Source organism: Fibrella rubiginis (assembly GCF_017353185.1).
Classification (GTDB): domain Bacteria; phylum Bacteroidota; class Bacteroidia; order Cytophagales; family Spirosomataceae; genus Fibrella; species Fibrella rubiginis.
The window spans coordinates 484,117-509,339 of sequence record NZ_JAFMYV010000002.1 but is presented as its reverse complement, the minus strand read 5'-3'; the positions used below and the strand labels follow the sequence as shown (position 1 = coordinate 509,339).

Here is a 25,223-nt window from a genome sequence, read left to right as displayed (position 1 = left end):
GACAAATAGAAACTTTGAACCATGTTTTTACAATTACTCTGTGTATGGAATGCCTAATTTCCTCAAACGTGAAGTGATCGCTCCTTTATTTCTACCTAATTTCAGCGCAATTTCGTTTATTGGAAAATCTTGAAAAAACATAATTTTTAATTGACGCTCTTCTTCATCTGTCCATAGACTATAATCTGACGCATGTTCTTTTCGAATCTCTTTTACCGAGTAAGCTTTCGGCTTATCAGTAACTGGAGATGTGTTCAAGTGAATCGTTTTCAGCTCTTTACTATCTTTTACTGATTCGTCAAAGACTTCGATTGGTAGTTGCACGAATAATCTTTTTCCGGTAGAATCAGAAACGTATTGGACGTCGATCATATTTATACGGAGTTTTTTTGCAATAAACTAAAATAAAGATAAAAATCAAGACGTTTTTTCCCGTATTCTAAAGTGAACTACGCATCGACCGCAATCAGCCTATTGTATCTATTCATGAGAGCATATCAATGGCTAAAATTTTATTGACCCGATAAACTATTTAAACTATCTGCTTAATTCTCTAAAAGATTGGTATAATACAGCATTACCTAATCGCATATTGATTCAGTCATAGCAGGATTAGTCGAGAAGAAAGTTCCTATTATTGAGGCCTGTAAGTGGGGCCAACGACCCGGATAAAGGTCATTTCTAGGCATGGCTAGACGCAAAAGGGGTACCGTCTCAAACTTAGACGGTACCCCTTTTGCATTGATAATCAACTACTTATCCGTGAAAGAAGTCTTTCATCTTCTCGAAGAAGCCTTTGTCGCTTTTGTTGGGCTTGGGCTGGAAGTTGGGTGAGCTACGGAGTTTTTCCAGGATCGTGCGCTCTTCGGAGCTGACCGATTTTGGGGTCCAGACGTTGACGTGGATGAGCTGATCGCCGCGGCCATAGCCGTTTAATTCTTTGATGCCCTTGCCTTTCAGGCGCAGAATCTTGCCGCTTTGCGTACCCGGTTCCAGCGTGATGCGGGCGCGTCCGTCAATCGTCGGCACCTCCACACTCGTGCCCAGGGCGGCATCCACGAAGTTGACGTAGAGATCGAACACCACGTTGGTACCGTCGCGCTTGAGGTCTTCGTCTTCTTCCTCTTCCACCACAATGAGCAGGTCACCGGCCACGCCACCCCGCGGGGGCACGTTGCCGCGACCACCCACCGACAGTTGGATGCCCTCGGCCACGCCGGCGGGAATCTTGATTGGGATCACGTCTTCCTGCAACACCCGGCCTTCGCCGTGGCACACGTCGCAGCGGTCCGTTACGATCTTGCCTTCGCCGTTGCAGGTGGTGCAGGTGGCCGTCGAGACCATCTGACCGAGCATGGTGTTGACCACCTTGCGGGTTTGGCCGCTGCCTTGACAGGTTTGGCAGGTCTGCACGGCAGTGCCGTTTTTCGAGCCGTTACCGCCGCACGTCTGACAGGCTACGTGGCGCTTTACTTTGATTTTCTTCTCAACGCCGTTGGCGATTTCCTGCAAATCGAGCTTCAACTTGATGCGCAGATCGGAGCCGCGGCGTACGCGCTGCCGCTGCCCACCTCCGCCGCCACCCCCGCGCCCGAAAAACGAGCCGAACGGTGATTCGTCGCCGAAAATGTCGCCAAACTGACTGAAAATATCGTCCATCGACGGGCCACCGGCACCGTAGCCACCAGCGGCACCACCCATACCAGCATGGCCATACTGATCGTAACGGGCCTTTTTCTGCTCGTCGCTCAGTACGTCATAGGCTTCGGCAGCTTCCTTAAATTTATCCTCGGCGGTGGGGTCGTCGGGGTTTTTATCCGGGTGAAACTTGATCGCCATCTTCCGGTACGCCTTCTTGATGTCGTCCGGCGAGGCGCTCTTGTCAACCCCCAGCACTTCGTAATAATCGCGTTTGTTTGCCATCGTGGTTAATGAGTGAATGAGCGATTGAGTGAATGAGTGAATAGGCTGACGCAAACACCACTGATGCGTCAGCCTATTCACTCATTCACTCAATCGCTCATTCACTCATTGATTTCATGCTCCTATAATCACCTTTGCGTAGCGGATCACTTTGTCGTTGAGGAGGTAGCCTTTTTCGATTTCGTCGATCACTTTGCCTTTCATGTCGTCGGTTGGGGCGGGAAACTGCGTCACCGACTCGTGGAGGTCGGCGTTGAACGGTTCGCCTTTGCTGGTCATGGGTTTCAGGCCTTTGGCCTCAAGCGTTTTGGTCAACTTATTGTATATCAACTGAATACCTTCCAGGGCCGCGTTTACGTCTTTGGCGTTGGCCAGCGACGGCATCGCCCGCTCAAAATCATCCACTACGGGCAGCAGGGCCACCAGCAGGTTTTCGTTCGCGTTGGTGATCAGATCCAGCTTTTCCTTGGCCGTGCGCCGACGGAAGTTCTCGAAATCGGCGTAGAGGCGCAGGTACTTATCTTTCAACACCGCCAGCTCAGAACCCACCGGCTCAGCCTGCTCGGCTTCGTCAGACGGGGTAGTTTGCTCCGGCTCGTCCGTTACGCCACCGTTGATGGTTTCGGCGGTCTCGGTATCAATGTTTTCGGTTGAGTTGTCAGTTGCCGACGGCTGATCGTCGATGAAGTCTTTATTTTCCATACCTACAGGTCGTATTGTTCCTTAATTCAGGTTGCAAACCTACGCGCAAAACCGGTACCAAACCGCCTCCAACTGACAAGATGACAGCCTATAGTCAACACAAAAAAGCCGCCCCTCAAAGCGGAGACGGCTTTTCGCCTAACCTAAACAAAAATAATATGGGAGAGTAATGAGGTTGTTTTTCTGCGAGGAGTCACCTCACCCCCGACCCCTCTCCTGAAACCAGGAGAGGGGTCGGGGGTGAGGTGACTCCTCGCAGAAAAACAACCTCCTATTCGCCGCTCATCATTCCTTTTTTAACTTCCTCCCTTCATCCGCGACTTCAGTTCATCCGCGCCGGTGTTGCGCTGACGGATGCCTTTCACGTTCTGGTTGCCGAAACGGTAGGTGAACGAGGCCCGGATCACGCGGCTCTGCCAGAATGATTTTACCTGGAAGTCGATGTCCTGGAATTGCGCTTTGCCCGTGAAGTGGTTGGTCCAGAAGAGGTCGTTCATGTTCAGGCTAAACCGGCCTTTTTTGTCCCATACCTGCTTCTGAATGCCCAACGAGAGGGCACCCTGTGGGCGCATCTGGTAGAAACCATATACGCCCGCGCCGTTGTAATAGCCCGATACCTCTACCGTTAGGGTCTTGTTGAGCGTGAAATTCTGGCTCGTGTAGGCGTTCCAGGACGTCTGTTGCAGCGTGATTAACTCGTTGTTATAGAAAGTCTTATACTTGTTGTAGAAGGCTGATACGTTGGTCTGCATGTTCCACCATTTGGTCACGGGCAGGGGGAAACTGAGCGTCAGGCTGAGGTTATCCTGATGGTCGATGTTCTCGCTCGTGACAAAGGTTTTGTTCTCGGCGGCAATCTGCCGGGGCACCTCGTCGATGATGGCGTCGACGACACGGCTGTAGGCCAGCGTGGTGATAAACGCCTGCTTGAAGGTGTGCGTAAGCTGGAACGAATTGGTGAACTGCGGCCGCAGATTGGGGTTGCCCTGCTGGTAGGTGAACGGGTCGAGGAAGAAGATGAACGGGTTGAGGTTCTGGTAGTTAGGGCGGTCGATGCGGCGACTGTAGTTGAACGACAGCGCGTTGCTTGAGTCAAGTTGCTGCGTGATAAACAGGCTCGGAAACAGGTTGGTGTAGTTGCGGCTGCGGACGTCAGCCAGCGTGACCGAGTTACCTACCGAGTTGGTGTGTTCCAGGCGCAGACCCGCTTGGAACTGCGTTTTCCTGCTCAGTGGACGGCTGTAGTTGAGGTACGCCGCTGAAATGTTTTCTGTGTAGATAAACCGGTTCGAGCGGGTTTGATCAACCACCCACGCATCCGCTTTGGTCTCAAACGTCAGGTTATTGTCAGACTCCACACGGCTGGCTTTCAGGCCCGTTTCCCACTTGCCTTTACCCATAGGGTAGGCATAGTCTACTTTGCCCACCAGAATCTGAATGGCCGACGGCATGTTGTTGCGCACCGAATCGGGACGGCCCGATACGGCACCGTCGGGTGTGAAGAACTGCGTGCCCAGAAAATTCCGCGACTGCCCATCGTAGGTTACGTAGTCGACGTCGGCGCTGAGTTCGTGGCCTTTGTCGTTGAACAGGTGCTTCGCGTTGAGGTTGTAATTCAGGTTAGTCAGGTTGGCCTTAATGGTGTTGCCGGTGGTGAAACGGCGTGTTACGGCTCGTTGCTCGTTTAGGATATCGGCGTTACTGATGCCGCTCGGCTGACGTTCATTCTCCACAAAACCGCTTACCAGCGCGCCCAGGGTCGTTTTTTTGGACAACGACCAGTCAATGCCTGCCTTGAAGTTGTGGTTCAGGCTCTGGCTCACCCGCGACGACCGCTGATCGAAGTACGTCACCTGCCCGTTGTAGGGAATTCGGCGGAAGATGTCGTTGCGGTTGAAATTAGTGTAGTTGCCGTAGCTGTAGTTGCCAAACAGGTTGACCTGCCCCACGCGGTGGTTCAGGGTCAGCGACGAGGTCATGCGCCCCCGCCCGTTGGGCTGCAACGTCTGCCCGGCGCCCACGGTGACAGTGCCGTTGGTGCCGAAATTCTTGTTCTTCTTAAACCGGATGTTGATGATGCCGGAATTACCCGCCGCGTCGTACTTGGCCGACGGGTTGGTGATGACTTCAATCTTCTCTACGTTGTCTGACGGCGTGTTGCGCAGCAGGTTCATCAGCTCCTGCGTAGACAGGTACGACCGCTTGCCGTCGATCTCGACAATGACCCCGCCTTTGCCGCGCACTTTGATCGCCTCATTCTGCTGATCGACGGTGACACCCGGGGCTTTTTCGAGCACTTCCAGCAGCGTATTCCCCGCCGACACCACGCTGTTTTCCACGTTGACCACCGTACGGTCTACCTGCTGCTCAATGAACGGCTTACGGGCGGTCACGGTCAGTTCGGCCAGTTTTTTTGTTTCTTCCGCCAGCCGGATAGGAGGGAGCTGCACTGTTTGATGCGCATCGTCGATGGTGATCAGATCGCTATACGCTTTGACGTATCCCACCTGTTGCGCCGACACTCGGTAGGAGCCGGCAGGTATGCGTTCGAACAGATAGGCCCCGGCAGCATCGGCTACGGCGCCCTTCACCAGACTTGAATCTGTCGATTTAATCAGCATCAACGTGCTGAATTCGAGTGGTTTAGTGGATGATTGTTGCGTTACACTACCGCTAATGGAGCCTACTGATTGCGCCAGCATGTCCGGCAGCACAACCAGGTAGAAAAGGATGCAGATATAGATAAATTTCATAAGGTTGGGTCTGAACGAAGGTTGTACTTTCGCCGGGTGATGCGGTAAAAATATGGTACTGTGTACTGCATAGTACCTGATCTTACACGAACGGTAGGTTCAGGATGATTAGCGGCCATCTGCCATACAGATGCTATCTGTCCTGGGGGCGTTGCATGGTTCAAAAAAAGCGCAACCATCGGCCGCGCTCGTAGATGTGTAGAAGGAGAGGATGCAATCGGCTAGTCGACTTTATAGGCGATCACCTGATTGCCAAAAAACGTGGGCACCAGCAACAGCTTTTTTCCGCGTATGTACGTGATGTCGGCAGAGCTGACTTTGGCCGCGCGGGTATCGAGCAACTGTTGTTTCGTGCCGTCCCTGTCGACAAAGAACACCTGTCCGTTCCAGTCAGACACGAAATAGCCTTTTTTGCCGTCGTTCATGATGCCATCCGTAGCAGCCATGCCATCGGCGATGGTGGTGATCGCCTGCGTACCCACGTCGACCGAGCGGAGGGCACCGGTTTTAGTGCTGCCAATTACTAGTTTGTCGTTGCCCATGGCTAACAGGCCGTTGGGCTTGTTGAGTTGTTCGCCCTGAAGCCATACCGTCCAGGCACCGTCTTTGAGGCGGTAAATTTTGTCGAACCGGCTGTCGGATACGTAGACCGTACCGTTGGGGCTGACGGTAACGTCGTTGAGGAAGGCGTTTTTCGGGTCCACAGCGTCGTATGTCTTTTCCACCTGCCCGGTTTCGATGTTCAGTTCCAGCAACCGATACACGTCTGATACGTAGAGTTTGTTCCGGTGAACGGCCATGCCTTTAGGGGCGTTGAGGCCCGTGGCCCAGTTCAGCTTGCGGATCGTGCCATCGAGGTTCATGGTCGAAATAAACCCGTTCCCATCCAGGGCATCGGATTTGCCATCGATGTTGGCTACGTAAAGTAAGTCCTGTTCGGCGTCATAGAGCACTGATTCGGGTACACGAAGGGTGGTGTCGGAAGCCCACATTTTGGTCAGCTTCTTTGGCTTGGGGCCGGCGGTGGCAGCGGCAGGAGGGCTGAAAAAAAGGTATCCGCCCAGGGCGAAAGCAGTAAGTGATGCGTAAAGCGTGTTCATTGGAACGTTGTTTGGGCAAAACAACAAAGACCATGCGCTGGCTGCAACCCTTAGGATAGAATAGCAGGTATAACCAGAAAAATTCAGTGGCTTTGCGTATATAGGTACAAACGTAAATAGGAACGCATTAACAGACGTTATTGACACACGTATTAAAATTTCGTCTCATTTTCTTTATTAGCAAACAATCTCTAAATGAGCCTGTTAATGACCTGCCACGGCGTCTTAATCAAGTATAACATGTATTCGATAACTTACTCGACGGCTATTTCAGCCACCCTCAAAGAGAGCATCCGGGACCTTGTCCGTTTGCAACAAATGTATGACCCATCAGACGAACTGCTATGGGCATTTTTCAACGCGCGCGTGTTGCTCAACCAGCCTATTGCTGTCGACGACTTTGTGCAACAGGCCTACACGACCGACCATGTTATGGGGCACAAGTCGGTTTATACGGCGTAAGAAACTGCTGAACAATGCGTATCATTACGCGCCCAAATCGGGCAGTTTAAGCTAGTTTTCAGGCATACAACCGCTGCGTTTCTTATGCAAATTGGATTCATTGGCCTCGGCAAAATGGGCTTCAACATGGTGTTGAATCTATTGCGCCACAAGCACGAGGTAACGGGCTACGACATCAACGAGTCGCTGGTCAACGAGGTTAAACAGGAAGGGGCCGGGGGCGTTTTAACCCTGCCCGAACTTTGCCAGTCGCTACAGGGGCGGCGCGTTTTGTGGCTCATGATCCCCGCCGGTCCGCTGATCGACCGGGTAATTGATCAACTCATTCCGCTCATCAGCGAAGGCGACGTAATCATCGACGGGGGTAATTCACATTATAAAGATTCGGTTCGGCGCTACGGCATGCTCAAAGAAAAGGGCATCCATTTTGTCGACTGTGGCACGAGCGGCGGTACAGAAGGCGCGTTGAACGGTGCCTGCACTATGGTAGGTGGCGACCCCAACGTGGTGGCTTCCATCGGTCAGGTATTCACCGATATTTCGGTCGAAAACGGGTATCTCTATACGGGGCCATCGGGGAGTGGGCACTTTACCAAGATGGTGCACAATGGCATTGAGTATGGCATGATGCAATCTATTGCAGAAGGTTTTGAAGTACTGGAAAAAAGCCCGTATCCGTTTGACTACCAGGCCGTTTCCAAGATGTGGAATAACGGGTCGGTGATCCGAAGCTGGCTGATGGAACTGACGGAGAATGCGTTTTCAAAAGATCCTAAACTGGAAAGTATTCTGGGCAGGATGCATTCGTCGGGCGAGGGTAAGTGGACCCTAGAAGCGGCGCTCGATATGGGTGTGCCAACGCCGGTTATTGCGCTGTCGCTGATGATGCGTTACCGGTCGTTGCAGGATGATACGTTCTCCGGCAAAGTTGTGGCCGCCCTCCGAAACGAATTCGGCGGCCACGCGGTGGATAAGAAGTGAGAGGCAAGAAGTGAGAGGCAAGAAGTGAGAGGCAAGAGGCAAGAAGTGAGAGGTAAGAGATAAGAAACAAGAAGTAAGATGTGAGAGGTAGGAGGCAAGAAGTGAGAGGTCAATGTATTTCTGCGTCAGCAACGTTTACTTCCAGCTTCCTGCCTCTCACCTCTTGTTTCTTGCCTCTTGCTTCTCACCTCTTGTTTCTTATCTCTTATCTCTTACTTCTTGCTTCCCACCCTTGCCCTTCGCTTTTCGCCGAACATTCGCAGGGGCCACACGGTTGATATGCCAGATTCACCACACAGAACCCATACATGGCGCTCAACTTACTCACCTATGTAAAATCGCAGTTTACGGCATCGGTCGTCGACCAGCTTGGCGAACGGCTTTCTGAAACCCCCGCCCACACGTCGGCGGCCGTAGCAGCTATTATCCCTACCGTGCTGGGTGCCCTGGCGAAGCGAACACAATCGGTTTCCGATGCCGAGGGGATCGTCGACGTGCTCCGCTCAGGAACCTACAGCAAAGAAGCCACCCCATTCGATATCGGGCAGGTAACGGATACCGCCGCCGAAACCCAGACCGCCGTTTCGTCGGGCGATGCATTTGTTAAACAACTCTTTCCGAATCAGCTGGATCAGGTGGCTGAACAGATCGCCCGGTTCAGTGGGGTAAACCGGATGTCGGCTCATACGCTCATCGACCTCGTTGGCTCGGTGTTGAAAGGCATGCTGGGGCGTCAAACGCTCGATAATGGCCTTACGGGGCTGAATTTGCACACGATTGTGGCCGGTCAGGTCGACGAAATCCGGGCGGGACTGCCTGCCGGGCTGGCCTCGCTGAGTACGCTGCTTGGGTTTGACAAGCTGCCCGGCTCGGCGTCGGACAAAGAGGCGCAGAGCGTGACCACGTTTATGAGCACACCCACCAACCCCGACCTGCCCAAAAGTCCGCTGGTGGAGCGCGAACACGAGAACATTCGCTGGACGCGCTGGGCCATGTTTGCCGTGGGGGCACTGGTGCTGTTTCTGATTATCCAGAAGTGCCGGCAGCCCGAATCAAGCACTGAGGGCGTTTTCACCGACACCACAGCCCGGTCTGAACCCGCCAGTCAGCAGGATACCGCCACCACACGGCAGAACATCGAAAAATCGAACGGCTCCACGGAGGATACGGCCCGTGGCCCGTTTAAAACCACTGTTGGCACGGGAAGCGGTATGGTAGGCGATACCACCGCCGGGGTCACCAAATCAGTAGAACTGCCCGGCGGACGGCGGTTGAATGTGGTGGAGAACTCGTTTAACGCCAACCTGGCGGGATTCATGGCCGGGAAGTCACGCCCGATACCGCGCACGTTCACGTTTGAAAACCTGACGTTTGATACCAATTCGGCCCGGATCACCAAAGAGTCGCAGCCTAACGTCAACGACCTGATCGAGATTATGAAGGCCTACCCAACGCTGCAAATCAACGTACAGGGTCATACCGACAATACAGGCGACGCCGCTGCTAACAAAAAACTGTCGCTCGACCGGGCCAACGCCGTGCGGGAAGCACTAACCGCCGCTGGTATTGCCGCCAACCGCGTGACGACGCAGGGATACGGTGCCGAGAAACCCACGGCTACCAACGATACCGCCGAAGGACGCCAGAAAAATCGTCGCATCGACGTGGTGGTGGCGAAACTGTAAAATGAGTCGTCAGTCAATAGTCGTCAGTCAATAGCCAGCTGACTATCGACTGACGACTATTGACTAGCGACTCATTAACTTGCAGGGCCAATCAGCGCCTTCATATGTTTGTTAATGCCATCGACCGTGTCGATCCGTTTACCCGTCCTATTCACTCCATCATGCGCCTGTTCGGCCACGACGAAATCGTGCCGGGGTCCGCTACTCTATTCTTTGTCAACGAGCAGGCCTGCGCCGTCACCTGCAAGCATGTAGCCGAACTGATTGCCCGATCAGACGCCATTTTCGGTCAGTACAATGCCTTCAGGGCTGAACTAAGGCAGTTTCAGCGCGACCGGAACTACGCTCACATACAGACGAAGCTGGAAGAAAAGTACCAGTTGAAGAGCGAAACGGTGATCCGGCTGCGCAACATGTTCATGAACTGTGTTGACCAGTTTTCGGAGCTTAAAATAGACCTGCACCCCACGCAGGATTTGGCCATTCTGCGGTTCATCGGCTATAAGAAGTTGCTGTATAAAAGCCACGCCGTCTTTCTGCGCGACAGCAGCCGGGCACGTCCGGGCCGGTCGCTATGCCGGCTGGGTTATCCGTTCCCCGAATTCACCAACTACACCTACAACGCCAAAACCGATGATATTGAATGGACCGTTGGGGGCCGCGAAACAACCCCTAAATTCCCCATCGACGGCATTATAACGCGCTTACTGTCAGACAACGGGGCCGACATAACGGGCATTGAGATGAGTACGCCGGGGCTGCGCGGCCAAAGCGGCGGCCCCCTGTTCGACGTCAACGGGGTGGTGTATGGCATGCAGACCGAGACGCGCCATTTGCACCTGGGTTTCGACATTGAAGACCGCAACGTGCTGGTGAATGGCCGCAAAGCCCGCGTGTCGAACTACCCGTTCCTCAACGTCGGGGCCTGCGTTCATGCCGACGTCATCAAGCGGTTCCTGGCCGACAACAGCGTGAACTACTTCGAGGAATAGCGGTTATACTGGCTCTGTTCAGGCCGATTTAGGCAAGCTAACGACCGTGCCATGGTTCGGTTTACCGCAACCCGGTTCAGGATAGTCCCGCCTGTGCAGTTGTCAGGGCAAATGTGGCCGCATATAAAGCAATAAAAGCCGGGTAAGTAGCCCGGCTTTCATGGTTAGAAGATGACCAACGGTGGTTAGAACAACTTCTCATTTGGGGGTTTGATGCCCTTCATCCGAATGTAAATCGTAGTTTGGCCGCGGTGGTGCGTCTGGTGTTCAAACTCTTTGGCAAACGCCGTTTCGCGACTCATCTCTTTACCAAACACCTTGATTTGCTCGGCCATCTGGGCATCTGTCATGCCCTTGAGCGCGTCGATGGTGAAATCGTAGCTTTCCAGCACCACTTTCGAGAGTGCCGCTTTGGTCTTGAACTCATCCATCTTTTCCAGATTCTTGCCCTGGTAGGGATTGGCTTTGCCACTGGCTGCCGCCGCGAAATTGAAGTTGCCGTTGGCCAGGTGCAGCATCTGTTCGGCAAAGGTCCGTATCTCTGCCGTTGGCTTGTAGTTGGTGCCCTCTTCGGTCATCGCGTCGAGGTATTCTTTCGTAAACTCTTTGGCCCGTTGCCATTCGGCCACCATCTGTGCTACGGTCGTGGTAGAGCCGCTCCCGGCTGCCCGGCCCGTTAATAGTCCTGACACCAGTAGCAAACCGGTAAACAGCAATCGGGTAACTGTTTTCGTGATCATAATTGGTAGGGTTTTAAAAATCTGTTTGGTTTTGGTAAAAGACAAAGATAAGGCGTGACGGGTCGACTGCGAGGCCGGGTCGCCAAGATCATGATAACACAAAACAGCCCACTACGAACTGATCAACAACATGTTCTACGATGGTTGCATGTTCGCGTGGGATGATCCCATAGCCCGACCCGTTTTACAGCATACCTGACGTGAGCGATTCAGAAGAACCGGCAGCATAATCACCCCGCCCGCCACCACCGACGGAATTGTGCTTGGCAAGATGGCCGCTACGCCTCCGCTCCACTACGTTGGCGCCTGCGTTCAGGCCGATGCGATCAGGCGTTTTCTGGCCGTAAACTGCGTAAACTCGTTGGCGAGTAGTTGATTGATCACTTGAACGATTAATTTAGCAACCATGCGCGAATCAGTATTTATGGTATTGGCCCTGTTGCTTATGATGGCCCTGCTGGCGTCGGTAGCGCAACGCATACGGGTTCCAACGCCTATTTTTCTGGTGCTGGGCGGCCTGCTGGTCAGCCTGATACCGGGGGTGCCCCACCTGGTTATCGACCCGGATCTGATTTTCCTCGTGTTTTTGCCGCCGCTGCTCTACGAAGCAGCCTGGTTTATGTCGTGGCGTGAACTTTGGCGGTGGCGACGCATTGTGCTCGTACTGGCCTTTGGGCTGGTTATCTTAACGGCCACCGCCGTTGCCTATACGGCTCAGTGGCTTATTCCGGGCTTCACGCTGGTGCTGGGTTTTGTGCTGGGGGGCATTATTTCGCCGCCCGACGCCGTGGCGGCAACGTCCATTCTCAAGGATGTGAGCGTACCCAAAAGCATGGTCAGCATCCTGGAAGGCGAAAGCCTCATCAACGACGCCGCCAGTTTAATTGTGTTTCGATTTGCCTTGGCAAGCGTGGCAACGGGTACTGTGGTCTGGAAACAGATCGGCCTGTCGTTTGTGGCCGTTACGGGCCTGGGCGCGGCGGTTGGCCTGGCCGTGGCCTGTGTGTTCTACGTCATTCACCGCTGGGTGCCACTTCAGCCGCGTATCAGCATTCTGCTCACGTTTTTGGCCCCCTACCTTATGTACCTCGCGGCGGAAGAACTGCATTACTCGGGCGTCATTGCTGTGGTAAGTGGGGGACTGTTTCTGTCGAACCACAGCCACCGGCTGTTGCAGCATACCGAACGGGTGCAGGGGGCGGCCATGTGGGGAACGGTTATTTTTATCATCAACGGCCTGGTGTTTGTGCTTATCGGCCTCGAATTACCGGTCATTCTGGAGGGGCTTGACGAATATTCTCTGGCCGCTGCCATTGGCTATGGGCTGGTTATTTCGGCGGTGGTGATTGGGGTGCGGCTGGCTTTCTCGCTTATTTCGTCGCCCTTCACCGACCTGGTGGGGCGGTTCATGCCGGTGGCCGTGCGGCACGTCGGCTGGCGGGGACCAATCATCGTGGGCTGGGCCGGTATGCGGGGCGTCGTGTCGCTGGCGGCGGCGTTTTCGGTACCTATTACCCTGGGCAACGGTGCTCCCTTTCCCCACCGGTCGCTGCTGTTGTTCATCACCTTTATCGTGATCATGATGACGCTGGTGGTGCAGGGCCTTAGCCTGCCACTGCTTATCCGCTGGGTGCGTCCCGAAGAGTTGGTTGACCGTATACCCGATCAGCAGCAGGAAACTACCATCAATCAGCAGCTGCACGCGTTGGCATTATCCGAACTGAACGGGCAGTATGCCGACCAACTGACCCATAACCCCTTGCTCACCGGTTTAAAAAGCCGGTTGGAAAACGGACTTCAAGTCAATCAGCTAGCCCTGTCAGAACAGAACAAAGAACTGTTTACTACCTACCAGGAGGCGCTGGTCAGGCTTCACCAAATAAAGCGCGACGAACTGGTGCGCCTGCGCCACCAGGCCGACTTCGACGACGAGGTGCTTCGGAAAATAGAAGCACAGCTAGACCTGGAAGAAGAAAAAAACGATCATTCCATCCGGTAATCCCTGACTAAACCACCATTACCATGAAACACACGCTACTACTGCTGCCCACCCTTTTCTGGGTCAACTCTTCCTTCGGCCAGATGACCATGAACTCATCTGGCACCTACAATACCCTAACCATTCAGGACCCGTACCAAAACAATTATGTCGGGGTGGAAGGGTCGCCGTACATGCCCGAGAAAGGATTTGCACCTGGCTGGATCAAGGTAAGAACGGGCAAACAACCAATGCAGGGCCGCTTCAACACCCAACTGGGGCAACTTGAATTCATCGACGGGCAGCGGGTGCAGCGCCTTATCACGCCGACCAGCGAGTTTGGGCTTATTCCCAGCCCTGGCGACACGCTATTGTTCCGGAATGGCTTCTCAGGCAAAGGAGAAATAACCCCCACCACGTTCTGTCAAGTGCTTTTTTATGGCAAAAAGGCCGCCCTGCTAGCGTACCTGTCGGGGGTGATAAAAAAAGACGAAGACCCCATGAGCAATGATTTTGGCAAAAAGCAGTTTGTGCAGAAAAAGCAAGTTTACCTGCTTATTAACAATGATTTACAGGCTGTTATGCCTACCAAATCGTCGCTCATCAGTGCGTTTCCCGCTGACCAGCGCGACGGACTGGGTGAAACAATTAAACGCTACGGTGGCAAACTGAAATCCTGGACCGAGGTGAAACTGGTGCTTCAGGCCTACGATAACCAGTAGTTGCTAAAGTTACGTCAGCCGCACCCCAAAGAGATCTTTAGACCGGGTGTAGATGTAGCCCACCACCAGCAGCGTCACCACGCCGCCCGCCACCACCGAGGGGATCGTGCCGAGCAAACTCGCCGCCACACCCGATTCAAACGCGCCGATTTCGTTGGACGAGCTGACGAAGATGCCGTTGACCGCTGCCACCCGCCCGCGCAGGTGATCAGGGGGAAGCAACTGCATAATGGTCTGGCGGATAATGACGCTGACACTGTCGAACGCGCCGGTTAACGCCAGCATCAGGAGCGACAGGTAAAAATTGGTGGAGAGGGCAAAAATGAGCGTGGCTACCCCAAAACCTGCCACGGCCAGGAGCATGTTGCGCCAGGCGTTAACGGTGGGTGGAAATTTAGCCAGGGCCAGCATTGTGATCACCGCGCCCACAGACGGTGCCGCCCGCAAAAAGCCCAATACCACGGCTGGGGGCACAATAAGCTGCCCGTTGCTCAGGACGGGCGCAATGCCCAAAAACGACCAGCCTGCCGCATCGACGCGCAAAATGTCTTCGGCGAAAATGGGCAGAATGGCCACTACTCCGCCAAAAAGCACCGAAAAGAGATCAAGCGAAATGGCGTAGAGCACAATCCGATTGCTGAACACAAACGCGAAACCCTCGCGCAGGCTATCCCACAGCCCCAAACTGGCCGACGCGGAATTAGTCACCGTGGGGGCTGTTTGGCGTTTGATCAGCGACAGGAAAATGAAACAGATAACATACAGCCCAATCACCACCAGCAACGTATTGTCGAAACCGAGGGCTGCGTACAGAAACCCGGCCACACCCGGCCCGGCAATGGCCCCCGCCTGCCAGAACGAACTGCTCCAGGTGGCCGAGTTGGCATACAGCTCACGCGGCACCAGAAACGGCTTTAGCGACGAACTGGCGGGCGAATAAAACCCCCGCGCCGTGCCGATGAGCATCAGTACGCCATAGATCACTACCAGCCGCATGGCCTCCGACAACTGCCCCGCCACCGAGGGCCGAAACGCCAGGTACAACACCACCGACCCCAGCATGATCACCAGCAGGCTGATTTGCAGAATCCGCTTTTTGTCGCGCCGGTCGGCGAGGTGTCCACCAAAGAGAGACAACAGAATGAACGGAATGGCCTCGGCCAGGCCAATCAGGCCCAGGGCCAGCGGATCATGGGTGATCTTGTAGAGTTCGTAACCCACAATGACTTCCTGAATGAGCAGGGTGGCCGTGATCAAAAACGAATTCAGCACGTAGTACCGAAAATCGGGTACGCGCAGGGCGGCATAGGCGTCGTGGGCAGGAGGTACCGGTGTTGTCATACAAAAAACAACCCCGAAACCAGTGCGTTGGGTTCGGGGTTAGTTTTCAGTTAAGCGTTTAGGGTTTTCAGTTTAGCGCGAAGCAACGGAAACGCCAAACGGAAAACGGTTACGGATACATCGTCTGCACGGTGGCAATGTCGAGCGGGGAGAGACCGTTCCGTTGCGCGTTGAAGGTAGAACCGTCTTTTTTGGTGATCGTGGGTTGACCGTTGGCCGAAAAGGCCCACGAGTTATACAGCATGATCGAGTTGAAATCCAGTCCGCCGGCCTGATCGAAGCCGTCTTTATTCATTTGCGTATACGTCTGAAAATCAATGTCATGCCCAGGTTGTGCATTGGCCATGTTGACCGTCAGGTATTGATCGCGGTCGGCCCGGCTGTGTTCGTGATACAGCCCGACAGTATGACCAATTTCGTGGATTACGTTGCCCACGGTGCATTCTGTGCCCATCGTGATCCACTGCTGACCACCTACCCGACCCACATAACCCGAACAGCCGCTGCCATTCTGGAAAGTAACATAACTGTACTGGTTGGTACGCTGCACAAACCGGATGCCTGTGTTGGCTACCCAGTGGTTCATGGCGTCGACCACGCGCTGCTGATTGGGCAAGGCCGGGTCAATGGTGTAATAAACGATCTTGTTGGTCCAGCGCAGACTTTTCAAGGTACGGCCCGCCCCGGTGGTGGCGTGTTCCGGATCGGTCAACTCATTGGGCGAGAGGATGATATCACCCTGAAAAACGGCTTTCCCGTTGATGAGCTGGTAACTGACGGGATCGCCCCGGTGAATACCCGTTTTCAGGGTTCCGGTTTGGTTGGGAAAAGCCTGCTCGACCTGAGCAGGCACCGGGCGCGCTGCGTCGGTAGAATCAGTTGAGCAGCTAAGCAGGCACAGGGTTCCAATGACCCCAGGTAGAAGTAGAGCGTAACGTTTCATAAGATAAGGAGTTGGAAAAGTGTTTAACTATCAGCGATTTACGCACAAATAAAATGCCATGATCATATGATACATATATATTTTTTAGATTCGAGTATTTATACTTAAATGTCAACTACTTTTTTCGTCGAATCGGCCTGTGATATGCTGAAAAAGCCTGACCGGTATGATGGCGACCCACAAAGGCCGTGTAAGAATTCATCGTATTACGCAGGATAAGTGAGTAACGCACACCTCACTCGTTGAAAATTGCAGTAGTTTAGCTTATAAATACTACACCCTAGACCGCCCCACTGGCACCACTGCCTTTTTGTTATGGCTACACGCATTATTCCCCGCGCGGCATCGGCCCACGAACCGCCCATGCTCATCAAAAGCCTTTTGTATCAGTCTGTCCGTTATGAGCCGCACCGGGAAATTGTTTATCGTGATCTGTTCAGGATGAACTACGTCACGTTCAATGAGCGGGTGCGTCGGCTGGCCAACGTGCTCACCGAAGCGGGCGTGCAGGCGGGCGACACCGTAGCCGTGATGGACTGGGATAGCCACCGTTACCTGGAGTCATTTTTTGCCATCCCCTGCATCGGCGCCGTATTACACACCATTAACGTGCGGCTGTCGCCATTTCAGATTCTGTATACCATGAATCATGCTGCCGATAAGGTGGTGCTGGTGCACGAAGATTTCATGCCGTTGCTGGACGGTATCCGGTCGCAGCTGACTACCGTCGAGACGGTGATTGTGGTTAGCGACAAACCGTATGCCGAGGCAACCAAAGGCGACTTTGTGTTGCCCGCCAACACGCACGGTGAATATGAAGCCCTGCTGGCCGAGGCATCTACAGAATATGATTTCCCGGATTTCGACGAAAACTCGATTGCCACCACCTTCTACACCACGGGTACCACGGGCCACCCCAAAGGCGTCTATTTTTCGCACCGGCAACTGTTTATGCACACCATGTGCCTGACTACCTATGTCTGCGCTTACCAGGCCGTACCGTTTCAGTCGCCCGTGGATGTGTATATGCCTATCACGCCCATGTTTCACGTGCACGCCTGGGGATTTCCGTTTTTGGCTACCATGACATCAACGAAACAGGTGTATCCCGGCCGCTATGAACCAGAGATGTTGCTGAAGCTGATTTTGGCCGAGGGTGTCACGTTTTCGCATTGTGTACCGACCATTCTAAATATGCTCATCAGCAGCCCCGCCGCCGTAAAATATCAGGAGCAACTCAGCCGCTGGAAAGTAATCATCGGTGGGTCGGCGCTGACCAAAGGGCTGGCTACGGCCGCGCTTAATATAGGTATCCGAGTGTATCAGGGCTATGGCATGTCGGAGACGGCCCCCATCATGTCGGTATCGTACCTGAATGATCACGAACGTACGCTTGATACCGAAGGTAAAGTGCATCTGCTGACGCAGGCGGGCCGCATTGCGCCGTTTGTGGAAATGCGCCTGATGGACGAGGCCGGCCATTTTATGCCCCACGACGGCGAGGCCGTTGGCGAGGTGGTGGCCCGTGGCCCGTGGATGACGCAGGGTTACTGGCAGGAACCCGAACGCAGCGAAGAACTCTGGCGCGGTGGTTGGCTGCATACCGGCGACGTAGCCAGCATTACGCCCGACAATTGGGTGCATATTGCCGACCGCACCAAAGATGTGATCAAAACCGGGGGCGAGTGGGTCTCGTCGCTGGAAATCGAAGACCTCCTCTCGCAGGTGGCCGGGGTGGCCGAAGTAGCTGTGGTGGGCCTTCCCGACGAAAAGTGGGGCGAACGGCCCCACGCCATCATCGTGCTCAAAGCTGATTACGAGGGCAAACTGACTCCCGAATCGGTGAGAGCATCGTTGCAGGAAAAAGTAGACAAGGGTGAGCTAAATAAATGGTATGTGCCTGACCGTGTGCTGTTTGTGAAAGAAATACCCAAAACCAGCGTGGGTAAGCTCGACAAAAAACGCATCCGCAGTGAAATGAAAGATGCCATTCTGGGATGAAGAAGGGCAGTTTAAAGTTTAATGTCCAAGGTTCAAGGTTGCTCCGCCCATGTCTGACGGAGCAACCTTGAACCTTGGACATTAAACTTTAAACTACCCCTATGCGCATCGGCTTGCTCTCCGACACCCACAGCTACCTTGACCCGGCTGTTTTTGATCACTTCGCCGAGTGCGACGAAATCTGGCATGCGGGCGACGTAGGGCTGGATACGGTAGCTCAGCAACTAACTCAGTTTAAGCCGCTTCGCCTGGTGAGCGGCAATATTGATGACCCGCAGGCGTATCCTGAAAACCTGCGCTTCGAGGTGGGAGGTGTGCGGGTCTGGATGACCCACATTGGCGGTAAACCACCGCGTTATAATCCCACCGTGCGGCCACAACTACTGGCCAACCCACCTGACCTATTCGTTTGTGGGCACTCACACATCCTGCAGGTCATGCGTGACCCCACCAACAAACGACTGCTCTTTATAAACCCCGGTGCGGCCGGGAAAACGGGTTTTCACCTCATGCGCACCTGCGTGCGCTTCACGCTCCATGAAGGGCGTATCAGCGACATGCAGGTGATCGAACTGGGCAAGCGGTGAGTCCTAACGGCCCAGCACACTTTCGCCGAAGGGGGCGCCCATGCGGGCAAAAGCCCTGAATGCCGACTCGTTATTGGCGATGAACGTAGTCATAGACGAACTTAGATTCGTCCAAAATGAGGTTGTTGACTCTTGCGTATAGGCCGACTTAAAACTCGTGCGAATGGTTTGCATATTTCCTGATAGTTGGTTGACAATAAGGTCGGTAGCTCAGAGAGCTAATTGACCTGTTACCAACTAATGAACAAGATTGCACTTTAAAATGATTCGCGCTTATAGGAATAGTACAACTTGTTCATCTGTCAACTATCCGTTTAACGGCATAATACCAGAGAATCTTCGTACGGTCTTACGGAATCAGGCGTCCAGGAAGCATACTTTGATGGCTTCGCTGATAGTATTCAGGGCTGCGTAGCTCGACGGTTTCTTTATATAGGCGTTAATGCCGTATCGGTAAGCTTCGCGAACAAGATCTGGCTCGGCGCTGGTAGAAATGATGACCGCCGGTATGAACTGTAAGGCCTGATCAGCGCGAATAGCTCTGAGCACTTCAAGTCCGGTCATGAGAGGCATGTTCATGTCTAGTACAACCAGCTTAATTTCTTCGGTAGCCTTCTGTTCCCGGAGCAACTGTAGCAATTCCTGACCATTTTCAGTTTCAACAATGGTGGCTTGCCAGCCTGATTCTTTAATGGCTATACGCATGAACATGCGATCATCATCATCATCGTCTGCCAGGTAAATAATTTTATTTGTATGGTGCATGGGTATACGGTTGGGTGTAAAAAGAAGCTATAGAACAAAGCTAATTCGGCAGTACTTCCCTAAACTATGACATGCGTCACATGAAATTATGATGGTCATTGGTGTTTCAGTACGCTGAAAGAAGAATTGGCCGGGGGCTAGACGGTTGTCATCTATTTTTCTTTTTTTTGCATCTATAGTGCCAGCGTAGTAGGCCCAATGGTCTGACAATGTATCTGGTTAAGTCTATGCATGAATCTACCATTACATACGGCCGACGCACAGGCTGAACCTGAATTGTTTCCTTATATGTGGCTGACTTCCAGACGGGTATGGGATGTGATCAACGCTGCGCCCGTGGGTATTAGTTTGCTGCAGGCATTGCGGTCAGACGATGCAGACCTCATCGATGACTTTCAATACGTGTTTGTTAATCCGGTTCAGGAAGCCATGATTAAGTTGTTGGCTGACGACATAGTGGGCCAGCCCCTCACCATGATCAGTCCAGATGTGACAACGGCGGGCGTACTGGATCGGCTGCGACAGGTGGTGGAAACCGGCCAACCAGCAACTCAGATTGAGGCCTATCAGCTAGACGGTATAACAGGGCTTTTTTGTCAGGTCTACCTAAAATCGGGTGATGGGGTGTTGTTGTTAGTGCAGGATGTTTCGTTCCGTCCGCTGTCGGCCGCTGAACAGCAGCAGCAAACGGCTCTGTTAACCGCCATTCATAATCGCATTTCCGCAGCTCATATCCGGGCCATGCTGATCGCGCTGATCAGCGGTCAACTCTTCTGATTTCCTGACAAGGAACTGATAGCCGGTTGGGGGGACGGTCATATGGGTATGTGACCGGGGTCATTGCGTGGTCCTTATGGAAAAAGCACCTTTGTGTTTACTCAACTTCAATTAATGCCGGCCACCTGAAATATGCCATCATATCCTACTGAGCTATCTGACGATGCCGCCCCTGCTAATCGCCTGCGTCAGCAGGAAGAGGCAATACACGACCTCACCCAACAGCTTAGCGAACGTACTGCCGAAGTGGGCATGCTTCGTATGCTGTTAGCCGACGAAGCGCAACATCAGTCTCAGGAAACTCATCTGTTACGCATTTTCAGGTACACATCCGTAGCAATTGGCATTTTGAAAGGACCGGAGTTCGTAGTCGAGCTTGCCAACCCAGCCATGTGTGCTCTCTGGGCACGACCTGAAGCTGAGCTGCTGGGCCGACCTATCTTTTCGGTATTGCCTGAAGCTGCTAAGCAAGGCTTTGAAGAATTATTGGCGCAGGTGATGCAAACAGGGATACCCTTTATTGGGACAGAAATGCCTGTTGTGCTTCAGCGTGAAGGCAATTTGGGCACAGTTTATTTCGATCTGGTTTATGAGCCTTTTCCTGATGCTGACGGGCGGATCAATCGTGTTATTGTAACAGCTACCGATGTTACCAGTCGGTTAAAAACCCGTGATCAGTCCGATAAGTTACTGGCGCAGGAACGCGAGCTGCACGAATTGAAATCGAATTTTGTGACGATGGCCTCCCACGAGTTTCGTACCCCTATGGGCACCATTCTATCGTCGGCCTCCTTGATAGGGCGGTATAATGGTGCCGACGATGGCGAAAAACGGGAGCGCCACGTGCAGCGAATCAAAGCGGCAGTGCACGGATTAACCGACCTGCTGAACGACTTTCTGTCGCTGGGACAGATGGAGCAGGAAACCATGCACGGACAACCTCAACCGCTGGAACTGCAAACTTTTTGTGCCGAGATCCTGGATGATATGCAGGGCATGGTGAAGATAGGGCAACACTTTGTTTATCAACACCTGGCTGGCGCGTTAACGGTCAGCATTGATGGTTCGATGCTGCGTAATATTCTGGTCAACTTGCTGGTTAACGCCAGCAAATACTCGTCGGAAGGAAAATCCATTGAACTTACCACTGCGGTGCAGGACAATTTGCTGGTAGTAACGGTGAGAGACGAGGGCATTGGCATTCCCGACGCAGATAAAGACAAACTATTTATCAATTTTTTTCGCGCCCGCAACGCCATCCACGTGCAGGGAACGGGTTTGGGACTATACATCGTTAAACGATACGTTGACCTGCTGGGTGGTACCATTTCATTTACGAGCCAGCTCGACTCGGGCACCATCTTCACCGTCCAACTTCCCATCTACCCCTTTGTGGCATGAATACCATTCTGGTCATTGAAGATAACCCGGAAATGCGGGCGAATATCACCGAAATTCTCCAGCTGGCTCCGTATCAGGTGGTGCAGGCCGCCAATGGTAAGCAGGGTGTGGCACTGGCCCGGCAGCAGCGCCCGGATCTGATTTTGTGCGATATCATGATGCCTGAGCTAGACGGCTACGGCGTATTGCACATTGTGAGCAAAGACCCTGATCTGGCCGGGTTGCCGTTTATTTTTCTGACGGCCAAGGCCGAATCAGCCGATTTCCGGTTTGGTATGAACCTCGGTGCCGATGATTACCTCACCAAGCCTTTCGACGATATAGCCCTGCTGAATGCCGTTGAAATCCGCCTAAAGAAAGGCAAGCAGAGCCGACCCGAGCATACGTCGGATTCGGCCCATCTGATGAGCCTGATGCAGGCCGTGCGGCATATCGACGATGCCAGAGCGCGCCTGTGTGAGAGTTATCCAACCACCCTGCACAAGAAAAAGCAGTCTTTGTTTATGGCCGGAAGCCTGCCCGCGTCGCTCTACTTCATTAAACGGGGTAAGATCAAACTATTTACCAGCGACGAGTCGGGCAACAACTACATTACTGCGCTCTACGGAGAGGGCGATTTTGTGGGCTATCTACCACTCCTGGCCAATACACCTTATGCCGAATCGGCAGAGGTGCTCGACGACACGGAGGTCTGCAGCATTCCACAGGCTGATTTTCTGACCCTGATTTACCATAACAAGGAGGTCGCCAACGAATTTATCAGGATGTTGGCCTCAGACGTAGCCGAGAGCAGAGACCGATTGTTGCAACTGGCCTACCAGTCGGTGCGCAAACGTACCGCCGAGGCCCTGCTGATGGTACAGCGTAAATTTTACGCCGACGCGCCTCCAATCATGACCCTATCGCGCGAAAACTGGTCGCACCTGGTAGGGGCATCCACCGAAACAGTGATCCGCACCCTGAGCGACTTCCGGACCGAAGGCTTAATTGAGATTATGGGTAGTCAGATCAGGCTCCTTGATGTGGATAGACTGGCCCGGCTGAGACATTGATTGGCTGACTTTTATCAGGCTAACCTATGACGAGCATCAGCATAATAGGTGATGATAATTCGCCTTGTCGGGACGAATATCATGGCGGCTGGCGGGTTTGATGGGGAATTTTGCAGCGTATGATAAACGCTCAACGCCAACTAACCAGATCGGTCAAATTCACCAACCCCAAGCGCTCGCTTTTCTTTGCCACGGCCCGGAAGCGGGTGGATGCCTACTTTGCCCGGCGCGGCGAGTCGCCTCACGCCAATGGGGCTATGTGGGGTAAAGCTGTCTTCTTTCTGGCTATCTACGGGGCCATTTACGGATTAATGCTGAGCAACCAGTTTGGCGTTTGGCCCATGCTGGGCCTGGCCGTTGCGCTGGGTTGTTTTGCCGCGTTTGTGGGCTTCAACGTCTCGCACGACGCTATTCATGGCGCTTTTTCGGCTCGAAGCTGGGTTAACCAGCTGTTGAGCAACACCTTCAACCTGGTGGGTGCCAACCCCTATCTGTGGAAAACAACGCACAACATTGTCCACCACACCTATACGAATATTCCCGGCCACGACGAAGACATCGAAGTTGCACCCGGCCTGGTGCGCCTGGACGCCGACGAGCCCCACCGCCCCTGGCAGCGCTTCCAGCACCTGTACGCGTTTCCGCTCTACGGGCTGGCGTCGCTGTCGTGGGTGTTCCGGAAAGACTACCTCAAGTTTTTCAAGAAAAAGATTGGGCAGCACGACAACACCAATCACCCCCGCGCCGAGTATGTGAAGCTGTTTCTGTACAAAGCCATCTACTACGCTGCCTTTCTGGCCCTGCCCATGCTGGTGCTTGACCTGGCCTGGTGGCAGGTGCTGGTGGGGTTTGTGGTCATGCACCTGGCCGAAGGGCTGGTGATTGGCCTGGTGTTTCAGCTGGCCCACGTGGTAGAAGGAACCTCGTTTCCGGTGCCTACCCAGACGGGCACCATTGAAGAAGCCTGGGCGGTACACCAACTGCAGACTACGGCCAATTTTGCCCCCCGCAGCTGGTTTGCTACGTTTTTCTGTGGTGGCCTGAATCGTCAGATCGAGCATCACCTCTTTCCGCAGGTATGCCACATTCATTACCCGGCCATTGCCCAGATTGTGAAACAAACGGCGCAGGAATTTAAACTGCCTTACCTCGAAAACCCCACGTTTCTGTCTGCTCTTGTCTCGCATTATCGACTGCTGAAACAACTGGGTCAGCAGGCATAACCTACGCACAAAACACGCAGCCAGTGTTGGACTGGCTGTTGCGGCTGGCTTACAATGAAAGGTTGCCAACCAATGCCCTACCAGCCGTTGTCAGGCAACGGTAGCGAAACAGAACGCGACACAAATACATCTTCAGTTTATGGCTACTCAACAAGACCTAGACTTCACCTACTCGACCATCGACAAGGTATTCCGGCTCAGCATTGGCGAGACCGGCGACTACAGTGGTGCCATGTATAACGGCGATTTTTCGCTTACACTGGAGGAGGCGCAGCAGCAAAAACACAAGTTTATTGCCGACAGCCTGCGAATAGGCCCCGGCTCGACAGTGCTCGACATGGGCTGTGGGTGGGGGCCTTTCCTGACGTATGCCAAACACCACCGGGGCGCCATTGGCCGGGGCGTGACGCTATCGCAGAGGCAAGCCGAAGCCTGCCGAAAGAATGGTCTGAACGTTGACGTGAAAGATTGCCGCCTGATCACCCCCGCCGACTACGGCACCTTCGACGCCGTCACCTGCATTGGGGGCATGGAACATTTTTGCTCCATCGAACAGTGGCAGGCCGGTGAGCAGGATGCTATCTACAGCAATTTCTTCAGGAATCTGAGCGAACTGCTGCCTGCCGGGGGGCGCTTTTACATGCAGACGATGGTGTTTGGTGAACAATTGCCCCCCTTTGAAAGCATCCGGCTCGACGCCGATTCTGATTCTGACGCGTATTACATGGCCTTGATGATTGCCCAGTTTCCCGGATCCTGGCTGCCCTACGGTCCTGCCCAAATCAACCGGTGTGCCAGACCTTATTTCAAATTGGTATCGATCAGTAGCGGTCGGCTCGATTACATCGAAACCATTGGCCAGTGGCGCAAGCGGTTTCGGGCGTTCATGACCCAAAAGTATGCCCTCTACGCGTCACTGTTGCCCAAACTGCTCACCAACCCGTCATTTCGTGGACTAATCAGCGTGTTTCGGAAAAGCCCTAATCGGGTGTGTTTCGAGCGAAACATTATGGACCACTATCGGCTGGTTTTCGAAAAATTGTAGCCTCGGCAGCCATTCGTCCAGATGCGTTGTTGTATTTAACACGCCCTGTT

At 53.5% G+C, this 25,223-nt stretch carries 22 protein-coding genes; 13 read left to right on the top strand and 9 right to left on the bottom strand.

Annotated features, from left to right (window positions below):
* Positions 1-33: 33 nt before the first annotated feature.
* The 5 genes from J2I47_RS05685 to J2I47_RS05665 all read right to left on the bottom strand — a co-directional run bounded on the left by J2I47_RS05685 (position 34) and on the right by J2I47_RS05665 (position 6,478).
* Positions 34-372: a hypothetical protein gene (locus J2I47_RS05685; protein WP_207363580.1), complete on the bottom strand. Its 339-nt coding sequence runs from the start codon at positions 370-372 to the stop codon at positions 34-36.
* 384 nt (positions 373-756) lie between these two features.
* Positions 757-1,923, bottom strand: a complete 1,167-nt coding sequence (gene dnaJ, locus J2I47_RS05680; protein WP_207363579.1) for a molecular chaperone DnaJ — start codon at positions 1,921-1,923, stop codon at positions 757-759.
* 114 nt (positions 1,924-2,037) lie between these two features.
* Positions 2,038-2,625: a nucleotide exchange factor GrpE gene (locus tag J2I47_RS05675; protein ID WP_207363578.1), complete on the bottom strand. Its 588-nt coding sequence runs from the start codon at positions 2,623-2,625 to the stop codon at positions 2,038-2,040.
* A 296-nt stretch (positions 2,626-2,921) separates the two neighbouring features.
* Positions 2,922-5,378, bottom strand: a complete 2,457-nt coding sequence (locus tag J2I47_RS05670) for a TonB-dependent receptor (RefSeq protein ID WP_207363577.1) — start codon at positions 5,376-5,378, stop codon at positions 2,922-2,924.
* Positions 5,379-5,599: 221 nt separating this feature from the next.
* Positions 5,600-6,478, bottom strand: coding sequence for an SMP-30/gluconolactonase/LRE family protein (locus J2I47_RS05665; protein WP_207363576.1), 879 nt, complete (start codon positions 6,476-6,478; stop codon positions 5,600-5,602).
* A gap of 240 nt (positions 6,479-6,718) precedes the next feature.
* On the opposite strand from J2I47_RS05665, the gene J2I47_RS05660 reads away from it, so the two are divergent.
* The 4 genes from J2I47_RS05660 (at position 6,719) to J2I47_RS05645 (ending at position 10,598) form a co-directional block, all read left to right on the top strand.
* The gene (locus tag J2I47_RS05660) at positions 6,719-6,940 is read left to right on the top strand and encodes a hypothetical protein (RefSeq protein WP_207363575.1); all 222 of its coding nucleotides are present in this window, start codon (positions 6,719-6,721) and stop codon (positions 6,938-6,940) included.
* An 84-nt stretch (positions 6,941-7,024) separates the two neighbouring features.
* Complete coding sequence (gnd, locus tag J2I47_RS05655) at positions 7,025-7,921, top strand: phosphogluconate dehydrogenase (NAD(+)-dependent, decarboxylating) (protein ID WP_207363574.1); 897 nt, start codon at positions 7,025-7,027, stop codon at positions 7,919-7,921.
* A 308-nt stretch (positions 7,922-8,229) separates the two neighbouring features.
* On the top strand, positions 8,230-9,606 hold the full coding sequence (locus J2I47_RS05650) for an OmpA family protein (protein ID WP_207363573.1): 1,377 nt from the start codon (positions 8,230-8,232) through the stop codon (positions 9,604-9,606).
* 104 nt (positions 9,607-9,710) lie between these two features.
* Positions 9,711-10,598, top strand: a complete 888-nt coding sequence (locus tag J2I47_RS05645; RefSeq protein WP_207363572.1) for a S1 family peptidase — start codon at positions 9,711-9,713, stop codon at positions 10,596-10,598.
* Positions 10,599-10,783: 185 nt separating this feature from the next.
* Here J2I47_RS05645 and J2I47_RS05640 read toward each other — a convergent pair whose 3' ends face one another.
* Positions 10,784-11,338 carry a DinB family protein gene (locus J2I47_RS05640; protein WP_207363571.1) on the bottom strand — a complete coding sequence of 185 codons (555 nt, stop codon included), beginning with the start codon at positions 11,336-11,338 and terminating at the stop codon, positions 10,784-10,786.
* A 406-nt stretch (positions 11,339-11,744) separates the two neighbouring features.
* Here J2I47_RS05640 and J2I47_RS05635 point away from each other — a divergent pair, with 406 nt between their 5' ends.
* Positions 11,745-13,337 (top strand): Na+/H+ antiporter, encoded by a 1,593-nt coding sequence (locus tag J2I47_RS05635; protein ID WP_207363570.1) that lies wholly within the window; start codon positions 11,745-11,747, stop codon positions 13,335-13,337.
* 23 nt (positions 13,338-13,360) lie between these two features.
* Complete coding sequence (locus tag J2I47_RS05630; protein WP_207363569.1) at positions 13,361-14,038, top strand: hypothetical protein; 678 nt, start codon at positions 13,361-13,363, stop codon at positions 14,036-14,038.
* Positions 14,039-14,047: 9 nt separating this feature from the next.
* Here J2I47_RS05630 and J2I47_RS05625 read toward each other — a convergent pair whose 3' ends face one another.
* Positions 14,048-15,379 carry an MFS transporter gene (locus J2I47_RS05625; RefSeq protein ID WP_207363568.1) on the bottom strand — a complete coding sequence of 444 codons (1,332 nt, stop codon included), beginning with the start codon at positions 15,377-15,379 and terminating at the stop codon, positions 14,048-14,050.
* A 109-nt stretch (positions 15,380-15,488) separates the two neighbouring features.
* The gene (locus tag J2I47_RS05620; protein ID WP_207363567.1) at positions 15,489-16,322 is read right to left on the bottom strand and encodes a M12 family metallopeptidase; all 834 of its coding nucleotides are present in this window, start codon (positions 16,320-16,322) and stop codon (positions 15,489-15,491) included.
* Between the two features lie 315 nt (positions 16,323-16,637).
* Here J2I47_RS05620 and J2I47_RS05615 point away from each other — a divergent pair, with 315 nt between their 5' ends.
* A complete protein-coding gene (locus J2I47_RS05615; RefSeq protein ID WP_207363566.1) occupies positions 16,638-18,323 on the top strand; it encodes a fatty acid--CoA ligase in 1,686 nt (561 codons plus the stop codon).
* A 101-nt stretch (positions 18,324-18,424) separates the two neighbouring features.
* Entirely contained in the window at positions 18,425-18,910 is a 486-nt protein-coding gene (locus tag J2I47_RS05610) for a metallophosphoesterase family protein (protein WP_207363565.1), read from the top strand.
* Between the two features lie 357 nt (positions 18,911-19,267).
* Here J2I47_RS05610 and J2I47_RS05605 read toward each other — a convergent pair whose 3' ends face one another.
* A complete protein-coding gene (locus tag J2I47_RS05605) occupies positions 19,268-19,675 on the bottom strand; it encodes a response regulator (RefSeq protein WP_207363564.1) in 408 nt (135 codons plus the stop codon).
* A gap of 231 nt (positions 19,676-19,906) precedes the next feature.
* Here J2I47_RS05605 and J2I47_RS05600 point away from each other — a divergent pair, with 231 nt between their 5' ends.
* The 5 genes from J2I47_RS05600 to J2I47_RS05580 all read left to right on the top strand — a co-directional run bounded on the left by J2I47_RS05600 (position 19,907) and on the right by J2I47_RS05580 (position 25,173).
* Entirely contained in the window at positions 19,907-20,452 is a 546-nt protein-coding gene (locus tag J2I47_RS05600; RefSeq protein ID WP_207363563.1) for a PAS domain-containing protein, read from the top strand.
* Between the two features lie 132 nt (positions 20,453-20,584).
* Entirely contained in the window at positions 20,585-21,853 is a 1,269-nt protein-coding gene (locus J2I47_RS05595) for a sensor histidine kinase (RefSeq protein ID WP_207363562.1), read from the top strand.
* Entirely contained in the window at positions 21,850-22,905 is a 1,056-nt protein-coding gene (locus J2I47_RS05590; RefSeq protein ID WP_207363561.1) for a response regulator, read from the top strand. Before J2I47_RS05595 ends, J2I47_RS05590 begins: the two co-directional genes overlap by 4 nt.
* A gap of 119 nt (positions 22,906-23,024) precedes the next feature.
* A complete protein-coding gene (locus J2I47_RS05585) occupies positions 23,025-24,128 on the top strand; it encodes a fatty acid desaturase family protein (RefSeq protein WP_207363560.1) in 1,104 nt (367 codons plus the stop codon).
* A 139-nt stretch (positions 24,129-24,267) separates the two neighbouring features.
* A complete protein-coding gene (locus tag J2I47_RS05580; RefSeq protein WP_207363559.1) occupies positions 24,268-25,173 on the top strand; it encodes a class I SAM-dependent methyltransferase in 906 nt (301 codons plus the stop codon).
* The last annotated feature ends 50 nt before the right edge of the window (positions 25,174-25,223 follow it).

What these genes read in the sequence shown, in the direction of transcription:
- J2I47_RS05665 (WP_207363576.1), bottom strand. Translation starts at nt 6,478, where the DNA reads ATGAACACGCTTTACGCATCACTTACTGCTTTCGCCCTGGGCGGATAC.
- J2I47_RS05635 (WP_207363570.1), top strand. Translation starts at nt 11,745, where the DNA reads ATGCGCGAATCAGTATTTATGGTATTGGCCCTGTTGCTTATGATGGCC.
- J2I47_RS05660 (WP_207363575.1), top strand. Translation starts at nt 6,719, where the DNA reads ATGTATTCGATAACTTACTCGACGGCTATTTCAGCCACCCTCAAAGAG.
- J2I47_RS05580 (WP_207363559.1), top strand. Translation starts at nt 24,268, where the DNA reads ATGGCTACTCAACAAGACCTAGACTTCACCTACTCGACCATCGACAAG.
- J2I47_RS05630 (WP_207363569.1), top strand. Translation starts at nt 13,361, where the DNA reads ATGAAACACACGCTACTACTGCTGCCCACCCTTTTCTGGGTCAACTCT.
- dnaJ (WP_207363579.1), bottom strand. Translation starts at nt 1,923, where the DNA reads ATGGCAAACAAACGCGATTATTACGAAGTGCTGGGGGTTGACAAGAGC.
- J2I47_RS05675 (WP_207363578.1), bottom strand. Translation starts at nt 2,625, where the DNA reads ATGGAAAATAAAGACTTCATCGACGATCAGCCGTCGGCAACTGACAAC.
- J2I47_RS05590 (WP_207363561.1), top strand. Translation starts at nt 21,850, where the DNA reads ATGAATACCATTCTGGTCATTGAAGATAACCCGGAAATGCGGGCGAAT.
- J2I47_RS05650 (WP_207363573.1), top strand. Translation starts at nt 8,230, where the DNA reads ATGGCGCTCAACTTACTCACCTATGTAAAATCGCAGTTTACGGCATCG.
- J2I47_RS05585 (WP_207363560.1), top strand. Translation starts at nt 23,025, where the DNA reads ATGATAAACGCTCAACGCCAACTAACCAGATCGGTCAAATTCACCAAC.
- J2I47_RS05620 (WP_207363567.1), bottom strand. Translation starts at nt 16,322, where the DNA reads ATGAAACGTTACGCTCTACTTCTACCTGGGGTCATTGGAACCCTGTGC.
- J2I47_RS05605 (WP_207363564.1), bottom strand. Translation starts at nt 19,675, where the DNA reads ATGCACCATACAAATAAAATTATTTACCTGGCAGACGATGATGATGAT.
- J2I47_RS05595 (WP_207363562.1), top strand. Translation starts at nt 20,585, where the DNA reads ATGCCATCATATCCTACTGAGCTATCTGACGATGCCGCCCCTGCTAAT.
- J2I47_RS05625 (WP_207363568.1), bottom strand. Translation starts at nt 15,379, where the DNA reads ATGACAACACCGGTACCTCCTGCCCACGACGCCTATGCCGCCCTGCGC.
- J2I47_RS05610 (WP_207363565.1), top strand. Translation starts at nt 18,425, where the DNA reads ATGCGCATCGGCTTGCTCTCCGACACCCACAGCTACCTTGACCCGGCT.
- J2I47_RS05685 (WP_207363580.1), bottom strand. Translation starts at nt 372, where the DNA reads ATGATCGACGTCCAATACGTTTCTGATTCTACCGGAAAAAGATTATTC.
- J2I47_RS05600 (WP_207363563.1), top strand. Translation starts at nt 19,907, where the DNA reads ATGAATCTACCATTACATACGGCCGACGCACAGGCTGAACCTGAATTG.
- J2I47_RS05615 (WP_207363566.1), top strand. Translation starts at nt 16,638, where the DNA reads ATGGCTACACGCATTATTCCCCGCGCGGCATCGGCCCACGAACCGCCC.
- J2I47_RS05670 (WP_207363577.1), bottom strand. Translation starts at nt 5,378, where the DNA reads ATGAAATTTATCTATATCTGCATCCTTTTCTACCTGGTTGTGCTGCCG.
- J2I47_RS05645 (WP_207363572.1), top strand. Translation starts at nt 9,711, where the DNA reads ATGTTTGTTAATGCCATCGACCGTGTCGATCCGTTTACCCGTCCTATT.
- gnd (WP_207363574.1), top strand. Translation starts at nt 7,025, where the DNA reads ATGCAAATTGGATTCATTGGCCTCGGCAAAATGGGCTTCAACATGGTG.
- J2I47_RS05640 (WP_207363571.1), bottom strand. Translation starts at nt 11,338, where the DNA reads ATGATCACGAAAACAGTTACCCGATTGCTGTTTACCGGTTTGCTACTG.